At 67.0% G+C, this 19,702-nt stretch carries 10 protein-coding genes; 3 read left to right on the forward strand and 7 right to left on the reverse strand.

Going from position 1 to position 19,702, the window contains the following annotated elements:
- Positions 1–248 precede the first annotated feature (248 nt).
- A complete protein-coding gene (locus IT306_09555; GenBank protein MCC7368658.1) occupies positions 249–1,394 on the forward strand; it encodes a fibronectin type III domain-containing protein in 1,146 nt (381 codons plus the stop codon).
- Positions 1,395–1,461: 67 nt separating this feature from the next.
- On the forward strand, positions 1,462–3,315 hold the full coding sequence (locus IT306_09560; protein ID MCC7368659.1) for a carbohydrate-binding domain-containing protein: 1,854 nt from the start codon (positions 1,462–1,464) through the stop codon (positions 3,313–3,315).
- A gap of 143 nt (positions 3,316–3,458) precedes the next feature.
- On the opposite strand, the gene IT306_09565 is transcribed toward IT306_09560, so the two are convergent.
- The 5 genes from IT306_09565 to IT306_09585 form a co-directional block, all read right to left on the reverse strand.
- Positions 3,459–9,503: a hypothetical protein gene (locus tag IT306_09565; GenBank protein MCC7368660.1), complete on the reverse strand. Its 6,045-nt coding sequence runs from the start codon at positions 9,501–9,503 to the stop codon at positions 3,459–3,461.
- Positions 9,504–10,210: 707 nt separating this feature from the next.
- On the reverse strand, positions 10,211–11,113 hold the full coding sequence (locus tag IT306_09570; GenBank protein ID MCC7368661.1) for a carbohydrate ABC transporter permease: 903 nt from the start codon (positions 11,111–11,113) through the stop codon (positions 10,211–10,213).
- Positions 11,110–12,075 carry a sugar ABC transporter permease gene (locus tag IT306_09575; GenBank protein ID MCC7368662.1) on the reverse strand — a complete coding sequence of 322 codons (966 nt, stop codon included), beginning with the start codon at positions 12,073–12,075 and terminating at the stop codon, positions 11,110–11,112. The genes IT306_09570 and IT306_09575 overlap by 4 nt, the downstream gene beginning before the upstream one ends.
- 100 nt (positions 12,076–12,175) lie before the next feature.
- Complete coding sequence (locus IT306_09580) at positions 12,176–13,576, reverse strand: ABC transporter substrate-binding protein (protein MCC7368663.1); 1,401 nt, start codon at positions 13,574–13,576, stop codon at positions 12,176–12,178.
- Between the two features lie 460 nt (positions 13,577–14,036).
- Positions 14,037–15,344 (reverse strand): sulfatase, encoded by a 1,308-nt coding sequence (locus tag IT306_09585; protein ID MCC7368664.1) that lies wholly within the window; start codon positions 15,342–15,344, stop codon positions 14,037–14,039.
- 273 nt (positions 15,345–15,617) lie between these two features.
- Between IT306_09585 and IT306_09590 the strand changes: the two genes are divergently transcribed.
- Positions 15,618–17,321, forward strand: coding sequence for a DUF3459 domain-containing protein (locus IT306_09590; protein MCC7368665.1), 1,704 nt, complete (start codon positions 15,618–15,620; stop codon positions 17,319–17,321).
- Between the two features lie 56 nt (positions 17,322–17,377).
- On the opposite strand, the gene IT306_09595 is transcribed toward IT306_09590, so the two are convergent.
- Both IT306_09595 and IT306_09600 read right to left on the reverse strand, forming a co-directional pair.
- Positions 17,378–18,790, reverse strand: a complete 1,413-nt coding sequence (locus IT306_09595) for a hypothetical protein (protein ID MCC7368666.1) — start codon at positions 18,788–18,790, stop codon at positions 17,378–17,380.
- Complete coding sequence (locus tag IT306_09600) at positions 18,787–19,554, reverse strand: ABC transporter permease subunit (protein MCC7368667.1); 768 nt, start codon at positions 19,552–19,554, stop codon at positions 18,787–18,789. Before IT306_09600 ends, IT306_09595 begins: the two co-directional genes overlap by 4 nt.
- Positions 19,555–19,702: the final 148 nt, after the last annotated feature.

Here is a 19,702-nt window from a genome sequence, read left to right on the forward strand (position 1 = left end):
TACTGCTGGCGCTCCCGCGCTGGCGAGCGCTCCGGAATCCCGGTCGGCCGATCCACCTGCACGGGCTCCACGGCCTGTCCACGGCTCACGCGTCTCCCCTGATGCCGCGCGACAGCAGATGGTGGCGCGTCGATCTGCCATGGGAGGCTACGATGCACGTTCGTACTGGCGACACGCGGCGACACAAGCTCGCGGGCAGCAATGTTCTCTGGGGCGCCGGACGACCGGCGGGCCGTTGCGTCCGTACCGTGGCCGCCTTCGTCGTGGCGCTGGCGCTCGTGGTGGGGCAGCCGTCCGCTCCGGCCGACGCGGCCAATCCGACCCTCTCGGTGACGCCCGGCAGCCTGGTGTTGGACAGCGGCACGTCCGGGGTTGTCCACGTGACCTGGTCCAGCGGCGGGCCTGTGGTGGCGAACGTTCGGTATCACACAGAGTCCGATCCGCAATGGCAGATCACCGCGCTGACCGGCGCGGCTGGCACGGGCAAGCCGCTGACCGTCGCCTGCTGCCACACTTATACGTTCGCGCTGTTCGCCACCGCCGGCGGGCAGATGCTCGGCGTGCCGCCGGTCACGGTGGTCACCAAACCGAAGGTGCTGCTTGACCCTGGCTGCCTGATCCAATGCATCACGCAGTCGCAGCTTGGGCCGCATGGCACCTACGCCGACTTCTTCATCAAGACGAACGAGCCGGCGATGATCTCGATCCAGGCGAGCACCCAGCCCCCGAACCCCGACGGCACGCTCACCGGCAAGCCGATTGCTGCGAGCGTGTTCGGTATCCTGCCGGGCACGCAGCTCAGCGGTGTCCTCTCCGATCTGAGTCCGAGCACGCAGTACCACTACGTCATACAGGCTCATGACCAGGACGGTCACACCTCCACGCAAGCGGGCACATTCACGACCAAGAAGCGGTATGTGAAGGTGACGTTCACCAAGATCTGGGTGACCGACGACGGCGACGGTGGCCTCGCGGGTGACGGCGAGCTTGCCTTCTACGCCTGGCTGAACGACGTTGGCATCAATGCGATCGCGCAGCCCGCGAACACCTGGCCGTTGCTTCACGCAGGCAGCATTGGCACGGGTGAGCAGGTGGTGCTCGGCACGACCGTGGAGATGCCCAATCCCAGCAGTCAGCTCAAGGTGCGCGTGTTTGGCCACGAGGATGATGGCTCGGGTGACTGCTTCGTCCACCTGAAGTGCGATGATTGGAACGAGGTGACCAAGATCGTGACCGCCGGCGGATCGACATGTGGTGACATGTCGATCCGCCGGCCTCGATGCGGCGCCAGCGACTCCATCTCAGCACCTCTCAGCGTGAGGGCCATGCGGCGTCTTCAGGAAAGGGTCAGCTTCCCCCAGCGGCAACTTCAGCCACGGGTGCGATCCTGCTAGCAGACGACGCGCCGGCCGTCAGTAGACGGCGGCGCTTCACCTCCTCACCTGAAAGACGATGATGACGATGAATCGCCTCACCTCAACCGCTCTGAGTATCGCGGCGCTCGTGACGGTCCTCGCGACCGCCTGTGCGCCCGTCCGGCCCCTATCCCCCCAGGCGACCGCGCCAGCGCCGATCGCCGCCACGGCCCCGGGCGCTGCCGTCCTGTCGCCGGCCACGGCTGCCCTCCCGAAGACCGCCGCCCTGCCAGCGACGACCGTCACCGTGTCGCCCAGCGCGTCGGCGGCCCCCGCGGCCTCGGCCACGACCATCGCCCTGGGCCAGCAGATCCTCGTCGAGGGGGCCGGGGCTGCCGTGCAGGGCACGACCGTCACCATCTCGGCCGGCGGCGTCTACCGCCTGACCGGCAGCGTCGAGGATGGGCAGGTCGTCGTGGCGGCCGGCAAGTCGGACACCGTGCAACTGATCCTGGATGGCGCCGGCATCACCTCGAAGACCGGCGCGCCGATCTCGGTGACCTCGGCCAAGGCGGTCCAGGTCGTGCTGGCGGACGGCAGCCAGAACTACCTCGCCGATGCGGCCTCGCGCCCGTCCACGCCGGCCGGGGCCGACGAGGCGAACGCTGCGCTCTACAGCACGGTCGATCTCTCCATCGACGGCGGCGGCTCGCTGGTGGTTCACGCGCGCTACAACGACGGCATCGCCAGCAAGGACGACCTCAAGATCGCCGGTGGCAGCCTCGCCGTGACGTCCGTGGCGGACGGCATCCGGGGCCGCGACAGCCTCCGCATCGACGGCGGCAGCATCGTCGTCAACGCCGGCAAGGACGGCCTCAAGTCCAGCAACGACGAAGACCCCGACAAGGGTGCCGTGACCATCTCGGCCGGCACGGTCCAGGTGACGGCGCGCGAGGATGGCATCCAGGCCGAGACGAACGTCGCCATCAGCGGCGGCGATCTCGTCATCACCGCCGGCGGCGGCAGCGCGGCCGGCGCACCCAGCGACGACGTGAGCGCCAAGGGGATCAAGGGCGCGGTGGGCGTCACCATCACGGGCGGCTTGATCTCGGTGGACGCCGCCGACGACGCCGTGCACGCCAACGGCAACGTGACCGTCCGGGGCGGCACGCTCCTGCTGGCGACCGGCGACGACGGCATGCACGCCGACACGTCGCTGGAGATCGCCGGCGGCGAGATCATCATCAGCGGGTCGAACGAGGGGATCGAGAGCGCCAGCATCACCATCGCCGATGGGCGGATGCAGATCACCTCGCGTGACGACGGCCTGAACGCGGCCGGCGGCGACGCCGAGAGCGGCTGGCCGGGCCAGAACCTGTTCGGCGCGACGGCCTCGCAGTACCACCTCACCATCAGCGGCGGGTCGGTGACGATTGACTCTGGCACGGACGGCATCGACGCCAATGGCTCGATCGACATGACCGGCGGCACGGTCGTCGTCCACGGCCCGACAGCCCGCAACGACGGGGCCCTCGACTACGACGGCACGTTCAACCTGTCTGGCGGCACGCTGGTCGCGGCGGGCAGCGCTGGCATGGCCCAGGCCCCGAGCACCTCCTCGACCCAGCCCTCGGTGCTGATCGGGTTCGCGTCCTCCCAGCCGGCCGGCACGCTGGTGCACATCGGCGCGGCTGACGGAAGCGAGCTGCTGACGTTCGCGCCGGCCAAGGCGTACCAGACGCTGGTGGTCAGCAGCCCGGCGCTCGCGCGTGGCGTCACCTACGTCGTGCAGACGGGCGGCAGTTCGACGGGCGTGGCCACCGACGGGGTGTACACCGGCGGCACGTACACGGACGGCGCGCAGTCCACGAGCTTCACGGTGGCGGGCTCGGTGACCAACGCCGGCACGGTGACCAGCGGCCCTGGCGGCGGCCCTGGCCGGGGCGGCCCGCCCCGGTAGCGCCGAACGTCGGGTCTTGGAGGCGGATGCTGAGCATCTCGCGAGTGTAGGATGTGCCCGGGCCGCGAAATCGTTCGTGACCCAGGCACGTCAGTCCGCCTGTCCGGATCAGACGGCACGATCAGGCATTGGCGCGTAGGATTTCACCGGAACGCCTCGGGGCCACCTCCGACAAACGTTTGCCACTCGCCACAGCTGTCGGTCAATCGGATCGGATTCACGGTTGCACCGCCGTTCTGAACGACGCGCTGAACGAGGATCTCGACGCTTCGGGTGCCAGCCGGTGGCCGGTAGTCAAATCCAGAGGTCTGGTTCTTCGGGCCGCTTACTGGCGACGTCACGCTGACATTGGCGTTGTCGAACGCCCTTCCTGGCTCGCCAAACTGGATGCGGCTGATGGCGCTACAGCTCGGTCGAGCGGTGATCGTGGCAGAGAGCGCCTTTGCCTCCGGCGCGGCGACGGGAGCCGGTCCGACGACCACGCCTACATTCTCCGTCTGGAACGTTGCGCTGACGGATTCATCCTTGTTCACGGCGAGGGTGCAGGTCTGACTGTTTCCGGATGATGCACAGGCCCCGCCCCAACCGGCGAAGCTCGAAACGCCCGTTCCACTGGTCACCGCTCGCGCCGTCAACGTCACGGTGTCGCCACTGGCATAGTCCCCCGAGCAGTCCGCGCCGCATCTGACCTGCGTGTCACCGCTCTCGACAGTTCCGCCACCCGAGCCTGTCTTTCTGACCGTGATGGTGACGGGAACCTTGTTAAGGTTGCTCAGGACAGTGTTGTAGTCGAACAGGTCAACCTTGCAATCGCCGTTGACATCGGCCAGGTTTCCGCAGGCGTTCTGCCCCATGTTCTGTGAGACGATGGTGACGTCAAACTGGTCAATCAATCCATCCCGATTGACATCACCAGGAATCAGGTGGCGGATGCTTTGTGGTCGGAAGGTCGCGCTGACCGACTTGTCGCCGTCCACCGTGACTGAACAGACGCCGACGCCGGTGCAGGCGCCTCCCCAGCCCACGAACACCGATCCACTCGCAGGCGTCGCCGTCAGCGTGACGGTGCCATTCACCGTGCTGGATGAGCAGGTAGGGTCACACGTGATGGCGCCGTCCTGGCTTGCGACCGTGCCGCTGCCATTGCCAGCCTTCGTGACGGTGAGCGTGGCGCTTGCCTGCGTTGACACCGCGAGATCGTAGGTGGTGCCACACCCGCCAGCGTTGGAACTCCAGCCGGTGACCTTGAGATAGACCGTACCGGAGGCTGCTGCGCGCCACTCGATGCGCGATGCGAGGTTGGCGCCGGCATCGTCATTGGTAGCGAGAACGGTAGCGCCGTCAGCCGCGTACAGTGTCAGGACCGTGTCGGACGCCAGCCCGAGGTTGGACGTGGTGATGGTGTAGGTACGGCCGGCGGTAGCGGTCAGAGTCAGCCAGTCCTCATCGCCTGCGCGGTGGAAGTTGCGCGTCTGGGTGACGCCTGGTGCACCAATCGGCTTCGCAGCCGCCTTGCTGTCGTCGTCCTCATAGCTGTCCTGGGCAGCGAAGCAGACCGGGATCGAGCTAGAGATCGTCTTGTCCGGCTGGCTGGCGCTCCCCAGCGCGCCGGTTGAGTCTGTCTGGGCGTGCAAGGTGTAGGTGGTTTCCGCCGGCGGGGCGTTCAACGCCGTTCGGCTGAGTTCAACTCCTGCCGGCACCGCCGCCCCGGTCACTCCAGGCAGTTCTACCTCGGCGGTCAGGGCGATGATCTGGCCGGGCGCAATGGGATCGGCGACCCAGGCGCGCACGCTTCCCGTGAAGTCGCCTGGCCCGGTCGGCTGGTGGTTGAGATAGAGGTCCGTGTAGAAGCCGTTTTGCGTGTCTCGTGCGCCCTGGTTCTGCACGACCACCTCAGCGAGGATCTTGCCGCTCGGGGTGGTATAGGTGCTCAGTGCCAGGACGGCGAGATCTGGCGTTCCCGTCACCGGCTGGGGACGGGGGATCGCCGTGCCGGCGTCTGTGCGGGGCTCGGTGGTGATCGCCGCAAAGGCCCCGTAAGGGAAGCTCGTCTTGACACCGCTCGACACCCTCAGCGCGCCGAGATTCCCCTTCAGTTGTCCACCGCCTTCCGTCGAGCCAATCTCGAAAGGCGGCGTGAAGGTGTTCAGACCGCTCTGCCCGAGCGTCCTGGCCGAGTCCAGCCCGCCGTTGACGTAGAACCGCACGTCGTTGCCGCCGTTGAAGGTGACGGCAATGTGGTTCCAGTTGCCCAGGTACGGCGCTTGTCTGAGATTGACGTTGCTTCGCACCTCGGAGGATCCGCACGGCGGACACGGCCAGACATCGAGGCGCAAGCGTCCCTCGAAGATGCTGAGCCCCCAGTTGTTGCCGCCCCCACCGTTTCCGCCGCCTGCTACCTGCCCGGCGATACGACCGTCACCGTCGCTCTCGGGCTTGTACCAGAACTCGATGGTGAAGCTGGAGAGTGGTGCGGCTGCCCCGCAGTTAAGCGAGCGGCTGTCACCGGAATTTGCGCGGTTGAACCGCAGGCCCTGGCCGAACTTCGAAGCCGCCCACTGGACGGAGGGGTTGATGGAGCAGGTCCGGTTGTTCCCGCTGGCATCGGCGGTCGTCGAGCCGCTGCCCTCCTGGAAGAAGTACAGATAGTGGGTGTCGGCCTCCTTGAACGGGTACCAGACCTTGCTCGGGTCGGCTGGCGGTCCACCAGCGCCAGCGTGTGCGTAGTAGAGCTGGTGGGCGGAGGTGTTTGATGAGGCGGCGGCAATCGCCACGCTGGACCGGAACCAGAGGTCGATGGTGCTGCTGGTGCAGGTGGTGACCAGCCGGTCAAGCTCGGTGGCATCATTGAAGACGACGCGGAGGTCGTTGCATTTCTGACTTGAGGCCGAGGCCGCGTACAGTTCGGCGGCCGTCGGGCTGGTCGAGCCGTCGAAGCGCAGATGCACCGGATAGCCGGCCGGCAGATCGGTCGTCGGCATCTGGTTGAGGATGACGAGGTTGCGCTTCTGTCCGTAGCCGTCGTTCCACCAGGCGGTGGCCGGCCGTGCGGTCAGATCGATGCGCGTCGAGGCGCTGGGCGTGGATGGATAGTCGGCCTGATTCGACGCCCGGTCGGTTGCGCGGCAACGGAAGGCGTAGCCATGCCCTGGCAAGCCGTTGAACAGATCAAAGGTCTTGGCAGCCGGGACATCCACGAGCCAGTCGGTCCAGGTGGACCCTGGCCGGCTGGTGTCCTGGTACTGGATGTCGAAGCTCCGGACGCCCGCAGCGTTGTCCGTCCCGGCCCAGCTTACCTGGAAGACGGAGTCAGTCTGAACCCCTGTGATCGTCTGCACCGTGCAGCCTGGGTCGACGCGGTCAATGCCGAACCAGATGTTGGCCCCGGAGTCGCCCGCGCCGGCGCTATTCCTTGCGCGGACGCTCCAGTACAGTCTGGCGTGATCCTGGCTGAACGTGTGTGAGTAGCTGGTCGCTCCGGCCGGGATATTGGGCACGTCGAGCACGGGGGAGCTGTCGCTCCAGGGATCGGCTTGCGTGCTGACGCGGAGTTCGTAGCTGTCCGTTCGCAAGGGCGGATTCGGCCCGTCGCTTCTGATGTCAGGATCCCACTGGAAGGTGATCGTCCGCTCGCCCCACCAGGTGCCGTTGATGTCGAACGAGGCTGGCGTCACCGCCTTGGGAGCGGGCGGGCGCATGAACGGGATCGTGTGAACGAAGGTGGTCGTGGCGCTGGCGCCTGAGTCCGGCTTGGTGGCGCTGACCCGGATGACATGGGGTCCCGTCACGTAGCGCTGGGAACGGATCCACCAGCCGTGGACGTTCGCCTGAGTGCAGTCTGGCGCCGCACTCGGCCCATAGTGATCCAGCAGCGCCCAGGGGCCGTTCTCGGTGCCGTCAGCAGCAAGGTTGATCCAGGCGCGGACTTCTGGACCCTGAATCCCCCCGTAGGTCACTGGTACGCAGATATGCGTCTCATCAGCATCCGTGACCTGGTGAACGGCTGGCCCGCCAATCGACACGCCGCCCTGTGCCACGCTGAAGTGCCAGGTCTCCTGGCTCCAGCCAGACTCGTTGCTGCCGTCGCCGGCCCTGGCGCGCCAGCCATAGGTGCCCGGCGAGACGGTCGGCTGCCAGCAGGTGCTGCCAGTCCAGCCGCTGTTGTTGACCGGGTTCCCTGGACCGTCGAGCATCTCGAAGTAGTACTGGACGGGGTTGCCGTCTGGATCGCTGCTCGGATGGACGCACATCTGGACGCCCGTGGACGCGCCAGCCGCGTCCTTCAGGAACCAGTCATACGGTTCCTTGAGCGCGGGGCGATCTGGCGGCCGGCCCGTGGGCGCGGGTGAGCCGGTCAGCGTGTAGGACATGACGTGCCGCTCAGGATTCGCCCAGTTCGGATCATTCTTGGTAGCGATCTCGAACGAGACGGCGTTGCTCCCACGTGGCAGCGTCGACGTATCCCAGTCTGCGCTGATCTCCAGTTGATCGCCGATCTGCCGGAGGTTGGCCTGCTCTCCAAATGCTTGATTGCCCGCGACAAAGCGCATCGACCGGAACTCTGGGAAGTAGCGGATCCGCCCGACCAGCCGGACGCGCTGCGCGGGTGAGGGTGCCGGCGGATTGGCGTCGAAGAGGAGCATGTGGCCGCTGGGTGAGCCGGTACTCCCGCCGCTGCTGGGAGTCTTGACCTGGATGTTCACCCAGACGGTCCCGCCGCCGCCGCTGCTGACGCTGACGCCCTGTGCGTTCTTGAGCTGCCAGTTCCCCTGGTACCGGCCGCCGGCCTGGGGCGCGGTCAGCGTGACGCTAATATCCGCCGTCTGGTTGGGGGCGGTGGTCGGCACCGACACAGAGCCCGGCGCGCCGAGTTGATTGCCGTTGGTAAACGCGAGGGAATAGCCCGTCCAGGTGCACGTGCCCGTGTTCCTGATGCGCCAGGTCTTGACGAAGGACTGACCGGCCGCCATCGTCGTGCCATCAGGGAAGGTGACATCGCTGACAAAGGCCGCCGTGCTCGTACAGCTACCCTGAATGGGGGCAGCCTGCTGAACACTGCCGGTCCGGAATGCCGCCGCCGCAGGAGGACTCGTACCTGCGGCATTGATGGCCATAACACGCCAGAAGTAGTTCGTGTTGCTTTGTAGCACGGGCGAGGGCGCGAATGATGTCGCGGAGATCTGCTGATTCACGGCGAGCGAACTGAAGGTCGCGCCCGTGCTCAATTGCACACGGTACGACGTTGCGCCATTGACGCTCTGCCAGACAAGCGGAGCGTTCGTGGCAATGTTCTCACCGATGGGACTCAGCAGCCGTGGCGCTGCAGGGGGCTTGCCTCCCGAGAGGCGATAGGCGCGCAGGAGGTACTGGCTCGTCGCTGAACCGCCGTGAAAAGCAAAGTACGATGCTACACCGATATCCGCGACAATCTGCGCGGCTTTGAGCGCCTTGAAGAATTCGGCGAATCCAACCAGCATAAGGTCAATACCTGAGATAGGCAGTGAAACAGAAGCTGCCGTAGCGAGTCTCTTAAGGAACTCATGGCCGTTGGGAGAATGAAGAAATTCAGCCAGTCTATCTGCTACGCTCGAATAGCACAGGAGCGCCTTGGTTTCGTTGAATCCATTTGTTTCATAGAGATCACGAAAGCATTGGAGATCCATGTAGATCATGAGAGATTCATAGAGGACTGGAGAAACTTTGAGAACGTCAGAAATCTTCTCCGCCAAGGTACTCTTTCCGATCGGTGAAAAGGCGCTCAGCAACTCAATCGCGTTGACTAGTGTGCTAAAGATGAGAGCTTGCTTTTCGAGTACTCCTCCCCGAATGCCAATGGTCTGGATAGTAGAGGAGAACTGGACTGTGTACCGCACCTTGTCGCGTGGGGGGACAATTTTCAGGAGATCAAAGGCTCTATCTTCGACACGGGCAGGGGTAAAGAGGTTCGGCCCAGCAGGAGAACTCGTGATCGAGTAGCCGAGGAATAGCGCCGTGAGTGGATTCTCGATCTCGATTTCCGCCGATGCGCCGCTTGTAGTGCTTCTGATTTCGGAAGCGATGTGCGCTTGCAGTGTGTTGTAGAGCATCGTCGGCGCCAACGAGAGATGGTCCGGGATCGTCTGGGCGTACGTTGAGGCCGGCGGGATCAGTACGTGTGACAGGAGCAGCAACACAAGCACAGTGGTCATGCCGTGAATGAGCCTGCGTGACTGTCTCAGTGTGCTCATGTGCAGCGTCCTCTCAGTCGAAGTCCAGGGCATGCAGCGGCCAGGGGCGGTGCTCCCCAGCACGACGGCATCAGGGGTCCATCGTTGGTACGCGCAGCGGCAATGCTGCATCGACGCCTACGCATGGACGCCACGCTCAGTATACAGAACGATTCGCAGCTGTCAAGGCGTGGCAACGCGATTCGGGAAGAACTCAACTCCGCCTACAGGCAATGTCAGAGGCCAAGGTAGCTGCAAATCGAACGTACTTGCCGAGTCGCGGCCACCCTGGCCTCTGATTCATTGTCGACTGCGCGCTGTTATTCACATCAGCGATGAGGAATCCTGCTGCCGCACGAGCAAAGGGGCAGATGGCTGGCGGAGAGCGCAAGCCCCCCTGTCATGTTGAGCGAAGCGAAACACCTCACCCGCTGACCGTCAACGCTCGTGTCACTCGCTGACGCGATCTTGCCGGTCAGCGGGTGACATAGCCGCTTCAAACGATGCGGACTCCCAGTTGTCATCCTGAACGCAGTGAAGGACCTCACCCGCTGACCGTCAAGATCGCGTCAGCGGGTGAGGTGTTTCGCTGCGCTCAACATGACAACTGGGGCTTGCAGGCGCTGCACGAGATGACGGTCCGCTAGCCCTTGACCGCTCCTGCCCTTAGCCCTTGATCGCGCTCGCCGCTAGCCCTTGACCGCGCCGGCCGTCAGCCCGGAGATGATCCGCCGCTGGAACAGCAGCACCATCACCACCAGCGGCAGCGTGATCACGATTGACGCCGCCGTGATCTGCCCCCACGGGTACTGCGACGCGATGTCCGCCCCCTCGAACTGGGCGATGGCGACCGTCGCCGTCAGGCGGTTCGGCTGGCTCATGAACGTCCGCGCGAACAGAAACTCGTTCCAGGCCTGGATGAACAGCAGGATCGCCGCCGTGAACACGCCCGGCGCGGCCAGCGGCACCATGATCTTGAAGAACGCCTGCATCCGCGTGCAGCCGTCCACCCGCGCCGACTCCTCAAGCTCGGCCGGCAGATCGCTGAAGAACGCCGTCAGCGTCCAGATGCAGATCGGCAGCGTGAACGTCACGTTCGGCAGGATCAGCGCCAGGTAGTTGTTCGTCAGGCCCCAGGCGTTGAACTGCCGGAACAGCGGCCCGATGATCGCGATGCCCGGGAACATCGCGATGGCCAGCACCAGCGCCAGCAGCAGGTTCTTGAACGGGAAGTCCAGCCGGGCGATGGCGTAGGCGCAGAACGCCCCGATCACAATCGAGATCGCCGTGGCCGAGGATGCTACGATCACGCTGTTCAGCAGCGCCCAGCGGAAGCGGTCCAGCCCGAAGATGTCCCGGTAGTTGACCAGGTCGGGCGGGGCCGGCAGGTAGCTGATCGGCACGTCGTAGATCGTCGTCGGGCCCTTGAGCGACGTGATGAACGTCCACACGAACGGCGCGAGGCAGAACACCACGAACAGCACGACGAACAGGTAGAACCCGATCCCGCCGAAGAGCTGGGTGCGCGACTGGCCGCCAGCCGCCAGCCCCGGGAACAGGCCAGACGGCGCGGTCCTCGCTGGCACGGTCATCGGCGTGCTCCCTGCGTCGGCGCACCCAGCACCTTGATGTAGATGAAGCTGATGAACATCACCAGGAAGAAGGTCATCACGGCGAGCGTCGAGCCGTACCCGAAGTTCAAACTGGTGAAGAACGTGTTGTAGGTGTAGAGCACCACCGTCTCGGTGGACTTGCCAGGGCCGCCGTTCGTCAGCACGCGCGGCAGATCGAACATGCGGACGGCGTCGATGGTGCGGAACAGCAGCGCCACCAGGATCGTCGGCTTGATGATCGGCAGCGTCACCCGCCAGAACGTCTGCCAGGCGTTCGCGCCGTCGAGCGAGGCCGCCTCGTACAGCTCGCCGGGGATCAGCTGCAGCCCGGCCAGCAGCAGCAGGGCCATGAACGGCGTCGTCTTCCAGATCTCCGCGCCGATCATCGCCCAGATCGTCACGTCCGGCCGCACCAGGAAGATGATCGGCGAGTCGATGACGCCAATCCGCATCAGAAGGTCGTTGGCGACGCCGTAGCGGCCGTCGTAGATCCACGCCCACATCTTGGCCGAGACGACGGTCGTCAGCGCCCAGGGCACCAGCACCGAGGCCCGCACGATGCCCCGCCCCACGAAGTTGCGGTTGATCAGCAGGGCGATGATCATCCCCAGGATCAGCTCGACGAACACCGAGACGCCCGCCACCAGCCCCGTCACGCTCAGCGAGTTCAACAGCGCGTCATCGCTCAGCGCGGTGATGTAGTTGTCCAGGCCCACGAACGGGCGCGGCGCATTTTCGAACTTGAGGCTGATCTGAAACAGGCTGTCGAGGATGGTGCCGGCCAGCGGGATGACGGCGATCACGAGGATCGTCAGGACCGCCGGGGCAGCCAGCAACAGCCCGAGTCGCGCGTCGGCGTGCTGCTGCGTGCTGCCTCTACCCCTGGCGCCCAACAGGTTACCGACCGCCAACCGTCCTGAGACCCGCGCAGTTGTTGCCATCACCCCTCCTCTCTCGGGAAGGCCGCTGCCGGACAGACGAGCAAGGCCGGGAGCTGTCGCTCCCGAGCCTTGCATGGCGCCATGGCGACGGAGGTTCCCGCTACCCCTTCTTGATGATCTGGCGCATCTTGTCCGCCATCTGCTTGATCGCCTGCTCGGGCGAGATCTGCTTCGCCATCGCCTGTCCGAAGGCCGGCTGGATGGCGTTCGCGGACATGTCCGGGTAGAACGGGGTCACCGGGCGCGGCTTCAACGCCTCAAAGGATGCCTGCGCCGACTTCGCGTACGGGTACTTCTTCTGGATGTCCGCATCGTCGAAGACGGCCGGGCGCGCGGGCAGGAAGCCGCCGTCGAGGAAGCGCGCCCGCTGCTGCTCCTGGCCGGTCAGGATCTTGATGGCCTCCAACGACTCCTTCGGCTTCTTGGAGAACTTGGAGACGCCAAGGTTCCAGTCACCCAGGCAGCCCGGACCGGGCTTCGCGCCGTCCTTCGAGGGCAGCGGCGCGACGTCCCACTGGTTCTGCTTGATGGCGGAATCTTCCTTGTAGAGATCGCCAGCCGTGGAGAACCAGAGGCGGATCATCGCCACCTTGCCGCCGCGGAAGAGGTTCATCACGTCCGCGCCGAGCTTGAACTGGAGAGCAGCCTCGGGGATGATCTTGTCCTTGTAGACAAAGTCCAGGATCTTCTGCATCCCGTCGATGCCGGCCGTGCCCTGGTCCACGGTGACGTTCAGCTTGTCGTCCACCAGGTCGCCGCCGTAGCCCCAGAGGTACTCCATCCAGTTGATGATGCCGCCCTCGTTCTGGGGCAGCTGCATCGCGAAGCCGGCCAGGTCCGGGGTCTGGAGTGCCTTCGCCGCGTTCAGCAGCTCGTCGTAGGTCTTCGGCGCCTTCAAGCCCTTGGCGTCGAAGAGATCCTTGCGGTAGTAGAGGCCAGGGCCGTTGTTGAACCAGGGGACGCCCCAGAGCTTGCCCTCGTAGGTTGCGCCGTGGAGCGTCCCTGCGAAGAACTTGGCCTGCTCGTCCTTGGGCAGGATCTCGTCGACCGGGATCGTCCAGCCAGCCGCCGCGAACTCGGGCACGAACGGCACGTCCATCGAGACGATGTCGACGCTCGAATCCTTCGCGCCGGCCACGGTCACGAACTTGTCGTGGAGGTCCGTCGTGGTGGCGCCCTGCTCCTGGTAGTCGATCTGGATGCTCTTGTTCGCCTTGTTGAACGCCTCGACCTGCTTCGGCGTGTAGCCGGTCGTGTCGCGGCCGGCGAACCAGACGACCGTCGTGGCGGAGCTGCTGGTCTGCGCGGCCGGGGCCGTCGTCGGGGCCGGGGCTGTCGTGGCTGCGCCAGCCGCCGCCGGGGCGCTGCCAGCCGCCGTCGTGGCGGCCGGCTTCGGGGCGGTCGCGCCGCCGCCGGCCGGGGTCTGGCTGCTGCTGCCGCAGGCGGCCAGCAGGGATGTTGCCGGAACCGTGAGCCCCAGCAGGAGCCCCGCTCGCACCATGGCACGCCGGCTCAACCGACGGCCCAACACTTCGGACATCGCTCGCCTCCCTGCGGACAAACTCACCGCGCGTCTACGCGCGACGAATCGTGCCCGGTGGTGTCTTCATTGACCGAACGCGTCACCGGACGGCAACATAACCGTCGTGTTGAGGAAGATAGGCCCACATCCAGGGATTGTCAAGAGATAGTGGCGCGATGATTGTCCCGTGTGATGTTGACAGTCTTCGTCAGACACGATCGTGCACCGACACTGTATTCTCGATCCTGTCACGCCCGTCATACCGCGCCATCTTCTCCTGCAGCGCGTGAGCCTGTTCCTCGCCCGTTCTGCATCGCGTCAGGCGGGGACACGCCTCCGCGCTCCCGTGACGTGTCTCGTGCGAACGTCACACACGATCCTCGTTGGCCTCTCCGCCGAGGACCAGTCCTGGGGGCGAGGACCGCTCCCGGGGACTCGGTCAGCCCTCCGGTCCGTAGGCGTCGGCCGGCGTAAGGATGGCCCCGCCCGGAGCGGGCACGTCGCCGGCCAGCAGCGGATCGTCGGTGGCCTGCATCCAGCGGTGGAGACGGGCAGCGAGGTCATGACGCACGTCCTGGGCCGACGGGGCCGGCGCGAGATCGACGCCCTGGCCCGGATCGCGCTGGAGGTCGAACAACTGCTCGGCTGGCCGCCGCTCCTCGAAGAACCCGCGTTCTCGCAGCAGCTCCTTGGTCGGGCTGGCGTCGACGTGGGCCGGCAGGTGCAGGGGGCGTTCGGCGAAGCTTCGGATGTAGGCGTACCGCTCGGTCCGGATGGCGCGCATCGGGTCGTAGGCCGTGTGGTAGGTCAGCTCCGCAAAGACCTCGGCGCGCACGGCAGCGGTTCTGCCCCGCGCCATCGGCAGCAGGCTCACGCCGTCCGTGCCCGCTGGCGGGTCGACGCCGCAGACCTCCAGCAGCGTCGGGAAGAGATCGACGTTGGAGACCAGTCCAGGCAGACGGCGTCCGCCCCTGAAGCCGCCCAGAACGCCGCCCGGCCCCCGCACGATCAGCCCGATCTCGATGCCGGGATCGCGCAGCGTCCCCTTCGCGCCCGGGAACGCGATGCCGTGATCGGTGGTGAAGACCACCAGCGTGCGCTCGGCCAGCCCGGAGCGGTCGAGCGCCGCCAGCAGCAGCCCGACTGCCCCGTCAACCGCCCTGACCGCGCCGTTGAGGTCGGCCACGTCGCGGCGCACCACGGGCGTATCCGGCAGGTACGGCGGCACGACGACATCCGTCAGCGGCGTGGTGGTCCCCTCGAACGGCCGGTGCGTCTCCTCGAAGCCGACCATCGCGAAGAACGGCTCGGTCGGGCCGCGTGCAAGGAAGTCGGCGGCGGCCGGCGCAACGTCGCGACAGAGGTGCGGGCGCGCGCCGGTCGACGGCGGCTGCACCACCTGCTGGTAGCCGAGTGCGTACGGATCGGCGGCCTCGTGCTGGAACCCGAAGAGGTGGGTGCGGTACCCGGCTTCAGCCAGCAGGCGCGGGAGCGTGCGCCGGAGGACCGTGGGTGCGAGGCCGAACCCGCGATGGGCCAGCCCGATCAGCCCGTGGCGGTGCGGCACGAGGCCGGTCAGCAGGCTGGCTCGGCTGGGGCTGCACTGTGGCGCGGCGCAGAACGCCTGCTCGAAGAGGACGCCCTCGGCAGCCAGGCGGTCGAGGTGCGGCGTGCTGACGCGCTGGCCGTAGGGGCCGAGATGCCGGCCAGTGTCGTGGGTGATGACGACGAGGACGTTGGGCGGCAGATGTCCCGATGGGCTCGTGGCGGCCATGCCCCCAGGATACATGGCACCGTGACACCCCTGTCACCTGAGCGAAGCGAAGGGCCTCACCCGCTGTCCGTCAACGGTTGCGTCAGCGGGTGAAGTCCTTCGCAAGCTCAGGACGACAGGGCATCTTGCGTGCTGTGCACGAGCATGCGGCAGCCGTCTGCCCGCTCCTGAGTCTGTGCAGGGAAGGGGTGAGGAGTTCGCTTCCGCTCTTGACAGGTGCAGATAGCCGCGGCATCTTGTTACACCATGAGCGAGCACACCGATGTGACCGAATCGACGCCGCCCGGCGGGCAGGCGGCTCCCTGGTGGCAGCGCGGCGTGGTGTACCAGATCTACCCGCGCAGCTTTCTCGACGCCAGCGGTGACGGCGTCGGCGATCTGCGAGGCGTGCTGTCGAAGCTCCAGTACCTGAGCGACACGCTCGGCGTCGATGCCATCTGGCTCTCGCCGTTCTACCCGTCCCCGATGGCCGACTTCGGGTACGACGTCGCCGACTACTGCAACGTCGATCCCCTGTTCGGCGATCTGGCTGCCTTTGATGCTCTGGTGGCGGAGGCCCACCGGCTTGGTCTGCGGGTCGTCGTCGACTTCGTGTCGAACCACACCTCGGATCGGCATCCGTGGTTCCAGGCATCGCGGTCCTCGCGTGACAATCCGTACCGCGACTGGTACGTCTGGCGTGATGCGAAGCCGGACGGGTCGCTGCCGAACAACTGGCTGGCCGTGTTCGGCGGCTCGGTCTGGGAGTGGGACCAGCCGACCGGCCAGTACTACTTGCACTCCTACCTGAAAGAGCAGCCAGACCTCGACTGGCGGAATCCGGCCGTGGAAGCGGCGTTGCATGACGTGCTGCGCTTCTGGCTCGACCGGGGTGTGGACGGCTTCCGGCTGGACGCTGTGCGCCGCATCATGAAGGATCCGGGTCTGCGAGATAATCCGCCGGTCATCGGCGATGGCATCGAGACCCACAAGCCGCAGGGTGCGTACAGCCTGCAGCGGCACGTCCACGATATGGCCCACCCGGATATCCACGGTGCGTTTCAGCGGATGCGGCGGGTGCTGGAAGCGTACGAGCAGCGTGACGGCCGTCCGCGCGTCTTGATTGGCGAGATCCACGACCTCGACTACAGGTCCCTGGTCCGCTACTACGGCGAGCGCCTGGACGAGCTGCACCTGCCGGTCAACTTCGGGATGTTGCAGGTGCCGTGGAACGCCCAGGCCATCCGTGCCCTGGTGGACTCGTACGAGGCGGCGCTGCCGCCGGGAGCCTGGCCGAACTACGTCCTCGACAACCATGACGATCCGCGCGCGGCCACGCGAGTCGGCGGGCCGGCGCAGGCGCGGCTGGCGATGCTCCTGCTGCTGACGCTCAGAGGCTCCCCGACCCTGTACTACGGCGAAGAGCTGGGCATGCAGGACGTGCCGATCCCGCCCGAGCTGGAGCAGGATCCGTTCGGCAAGAACGTGCCCGGCCTGGGCCTTGGACGCGACCCATGCCGCACGCCGATGCCCTGGGACGCCTCGGCCAACGGCGGCTTCTGCCCGCCAGAAGCGACGCCCTGGCTGCCGCTCGGGGACGACCTCGCAACGGTCAACGTGGCGGCCGAGCTTGCCGATCCGCGCTCGATGCTCTCGCTGACGCGGCGGTTGCTGGCGCTTCGGCGAGGGTCGGCGGCGCTCTCGGTGGGCAGCTACCGGCCGCTCGACGGCGCGGGCCTCCCGGCGGACTGCTTCGTCTACCTCCGTGAGGCCGATGGCCGCCGCGAGAGCGATGGCGCGGGTGAGCGGCTGCTGGTGGCGCTCAACTTCGCAGACGGCGAGCGCGTTGTCCAGGGGCCGGAGGGCGCTGCCGAGGTCCTCGTGTCCACCCACCTCGACCGCGCGGGGCCGCTCGACGGCTCGTCGCTGACGCTTCGGCCGTTCGAAGGGTGCATCATTCGCCTCGTCTGACCCGCCACGATCTCCCTCGCTCGGTCTATCGCACCGACGCGCGGTGCCGCGTGCGGTCAGGCGAGGTGGCGGCGCTGCTCGTCGGTGAGGGCGCGGGCCGACTGCACCTGCGCGCGCCGCCAGAGCACCACGCTCAGGCCGACCGCCAGCGGGAGGATGACTGGCAACGTCAGCCGCCACCAGGGGACCGGCGAGACCACCACCACCTCGCGGGCGCTCCCGGCCAGCTCGCGGCCGTCTGCGTCCACGAGGCGCAGTCGCAGGACGCCAGGGCCGGGCGGCGCTTCGACGCGGTAGCCGGTGATGTCGGGGACGCGGGCGGCTGGCTGACCGGCCGTTGCTGGCTGTTGCGGATCGGCGCCCGCCACGACTGGCGGCGTGAACGGCACGACCCGGTAGCCCAGCACACCGCCCGGCGCCTGCTCGACGGTGAACGCTCCGAGCGGGACGGCCTGCTCGCGGACGCCGTCATGCACCATCAGGGTGGCCGGCGGCAGTGGCCCGAGCCGCGTCCACTGCCAGCGGCCAGGAGCGGGCGCCAGATCCTGCGGATTCCGCAGCCGGGCCTGGGCCTCGGCGCTGACCTCCTGGGCGGCGTACGGCTTCAGGTAGACCACGCCGCCGGGGGCGGTGTACAGCACCTCCGAAGGCTCCTGTGCCTGCTCGGGGTACGTCCAGCGCTCTTGCGGGATCACCTCGAACCCGACACCGGTGCGGCGCGGCGCGAACACGACCAGCCGCTTCTCGCTGTCCTCCACGATCGTGCCGCCCGGCTCGCGGAGGCGGATCGTGTACTCGCCGGGCGGCAGCTCGACGGCGAATCCGCGCCCGATCTCGGTACTGTAGAGGGTGAACGGGGCTGGCTCGGGTGGCGGCTCCAGCGCGACGGTCGCGCCCGGGGCGGATGCTGCCCGAAGCTCCTCCAGTTTGCGGGTGTGCTCTACCTGCGCCTCGGCGTGGGCGCGAAGACGGCCCAGGTAGGCGGCGCGCTCGGCCTGGAAGAAGGTCCAGCGTGCCTGGGCCTCCGCCCCGAGGAAGACCCGGCCGCCGGGCAGCCCGCCGGCCGGATCGATCTGCACCACGTACTCAGTCAGCTCCAGCGTCTGGATCACGCGGCCGCCCTGCCCGACTTCCAGCGTGCCGGGCGCCAGCTCGTTGAGGCTGGTGAAGTCGGTGCGGATCTCGCCGGTGATCGGCCAGAAGTAGACCTCGGTCACCTTCGGATCGAGCGTGCCGACGTGCCCGGCCAGCTGGTAGACGGCGTCCACGGTGTGCGGCGCGAAGCCGGCGGCGTATTCCGTTCCGTCAAACAGGTTGAAGCCGTAGACGAAGCGGCGCTCCTTCTGTGGTGTCTGTGCGAGGGCCAGGGATGGGGCGGCAAGCACCAGGATACCGACGGCCAGCGCCAGGAGGTGACCGCTTCTCCGGATCCCCAGAACCCAGAACCCGGAACCCAGCACCGGACTCATCTGCGGACCCCTCGGCGGGCCAGCAGGCGGACGGCGGCCAGCAGCAGCAGGCCCGTGTAGCCCCAGGCGAGGCCCGCCATCCCCAGGTAGCTCAGGATGTCGCCGCGCACCAGCGCATCGACCCCGGCCTGGAACAGCCCGAACGGCGAGACGTACCCCACCAGCCAGTCGACGGCCAGGACGGCGTTGCGGAGCCAGAGCAGCGGGCTCTGGTTGTTCGTCACCGAGATCGCGCCCAGCAGCTCGCTGGCGATGCGGACCGCCAGGAAGAGCAGCGTCAGCCCGCCCAGCAGCGCCAGCCCGGCTCGGACGCCTCGCACCAGCGTCGAGAGGCAGACGCCAAGGGCCGCGACTGCCCCTGCTGCGCTGATGGCCAGCAGCAGCTCCAGCCCGAAGGCGTAGGGGAGGCGCAGCCCGGTCATGCCAGAGGTGGCGAGCAGCAGCACGGCCAGCCCGCCGGCGATGGGCAGGAACGCCAGCACCTGGGCCAACACCTTCCCGAGCACGTAGGCCGCCTCATCGACAGGACCGTAGAAGAGGGCTTCGAGGGTGCCGCTCTCGCGCTCCCGCGCGATGCTGCTCACCGAGGCCAGGGCCAGGAACAGCATCCCGATGGTCCCCGCGACGAAGAAGGGCAGCGTGAACGGATCGGACAGGAGCAGCAGGCGGCTGCGCTGGACGGCGTCGACGTAGCCGGCCACGATGGGCATGGTGGCGAGCATTCCGAGCGCCACCACGATGTAGATGGCCGGGCCGTAGAGCATCCCAAGCAGGTCCCGCCTCGCGATGGCCCAGGCCGCGCGCAGGCGGCGGGGAAGGCCCTCACCCCCCGGCCTGGGAAGGCCCTCACCCCCCGGCCTGGGGAGGCCCTCACCCCCCGGCCCCCTCTCCCTGTGCGCGGGAGAGGGGGAG

Source organism: Chloroflexota bacterium, from assembly GCA_020850535.1.
In the GTDB taxonomy this organism is placed as follows: Bacteria; Chloroflexota; UBA6077; order UBA6077; family JACCZL01; genus JADZEM01.

Bases quoted from the DNA above. Each gene is read 5' to 3' on its own strand.
- IT306_09575 (MCC7368662.1), bottom strand. From the start codon at position 12,075: ATGGCAACAACTGCGCGGGTCTCAGGACGGTTGGCGGTCGGTAACCTG.
- IT306_09560 (MCC7368659.1), top strand. From the start codon at position 1,462: ATGAATCGCCTCACCTCAACCGCTCTGAGTATCGCGGCGCTCGTGACG.
- IT306_09570 (MCC7368661.1), bottom strand. From the start codon at position 11,113: ATGACCGTGCCAGCGAGGACCGCGCCGTCTGGCCTGTTCCCGGGGCTG.
- IT306_09565 (MCC7368660.1), bottom strand. From the start codon at position 9,503: ATGACCACTGTGCTTGTGTTGCTGCTCCTGTCACACGTACTGATCCCG.
- IT306_09580 (MCC7368663.1), bottom strand. From the start codon at position 13,576: ATGGTGCGAGCGGGGCTCCTGCTGGGGCTCACGGTTCCGGCAACATCC.
- IT306_09595 (MCC7368666.1), bottom strand. From the start codon at position 18,790: ATGAGTCCGGTGCTGGGTTCCGGGTTCTGGGTTCTGGGGATCCGGAGA.
- IT306_09600 (MCC7368667.1), bottom strand. From the start codon at position 19,554: ATGCTCTACGGCCCGGCCATCTACATCGTGGTGGCGCTCGGAATGCTC.
- IT306_09590 (MCC7368665.1), top strand. From the start codon at position 15,618: ATGAGCGAGCACACCGATGTGACCGAATCGACGCCGCCCGGCGGGCAG.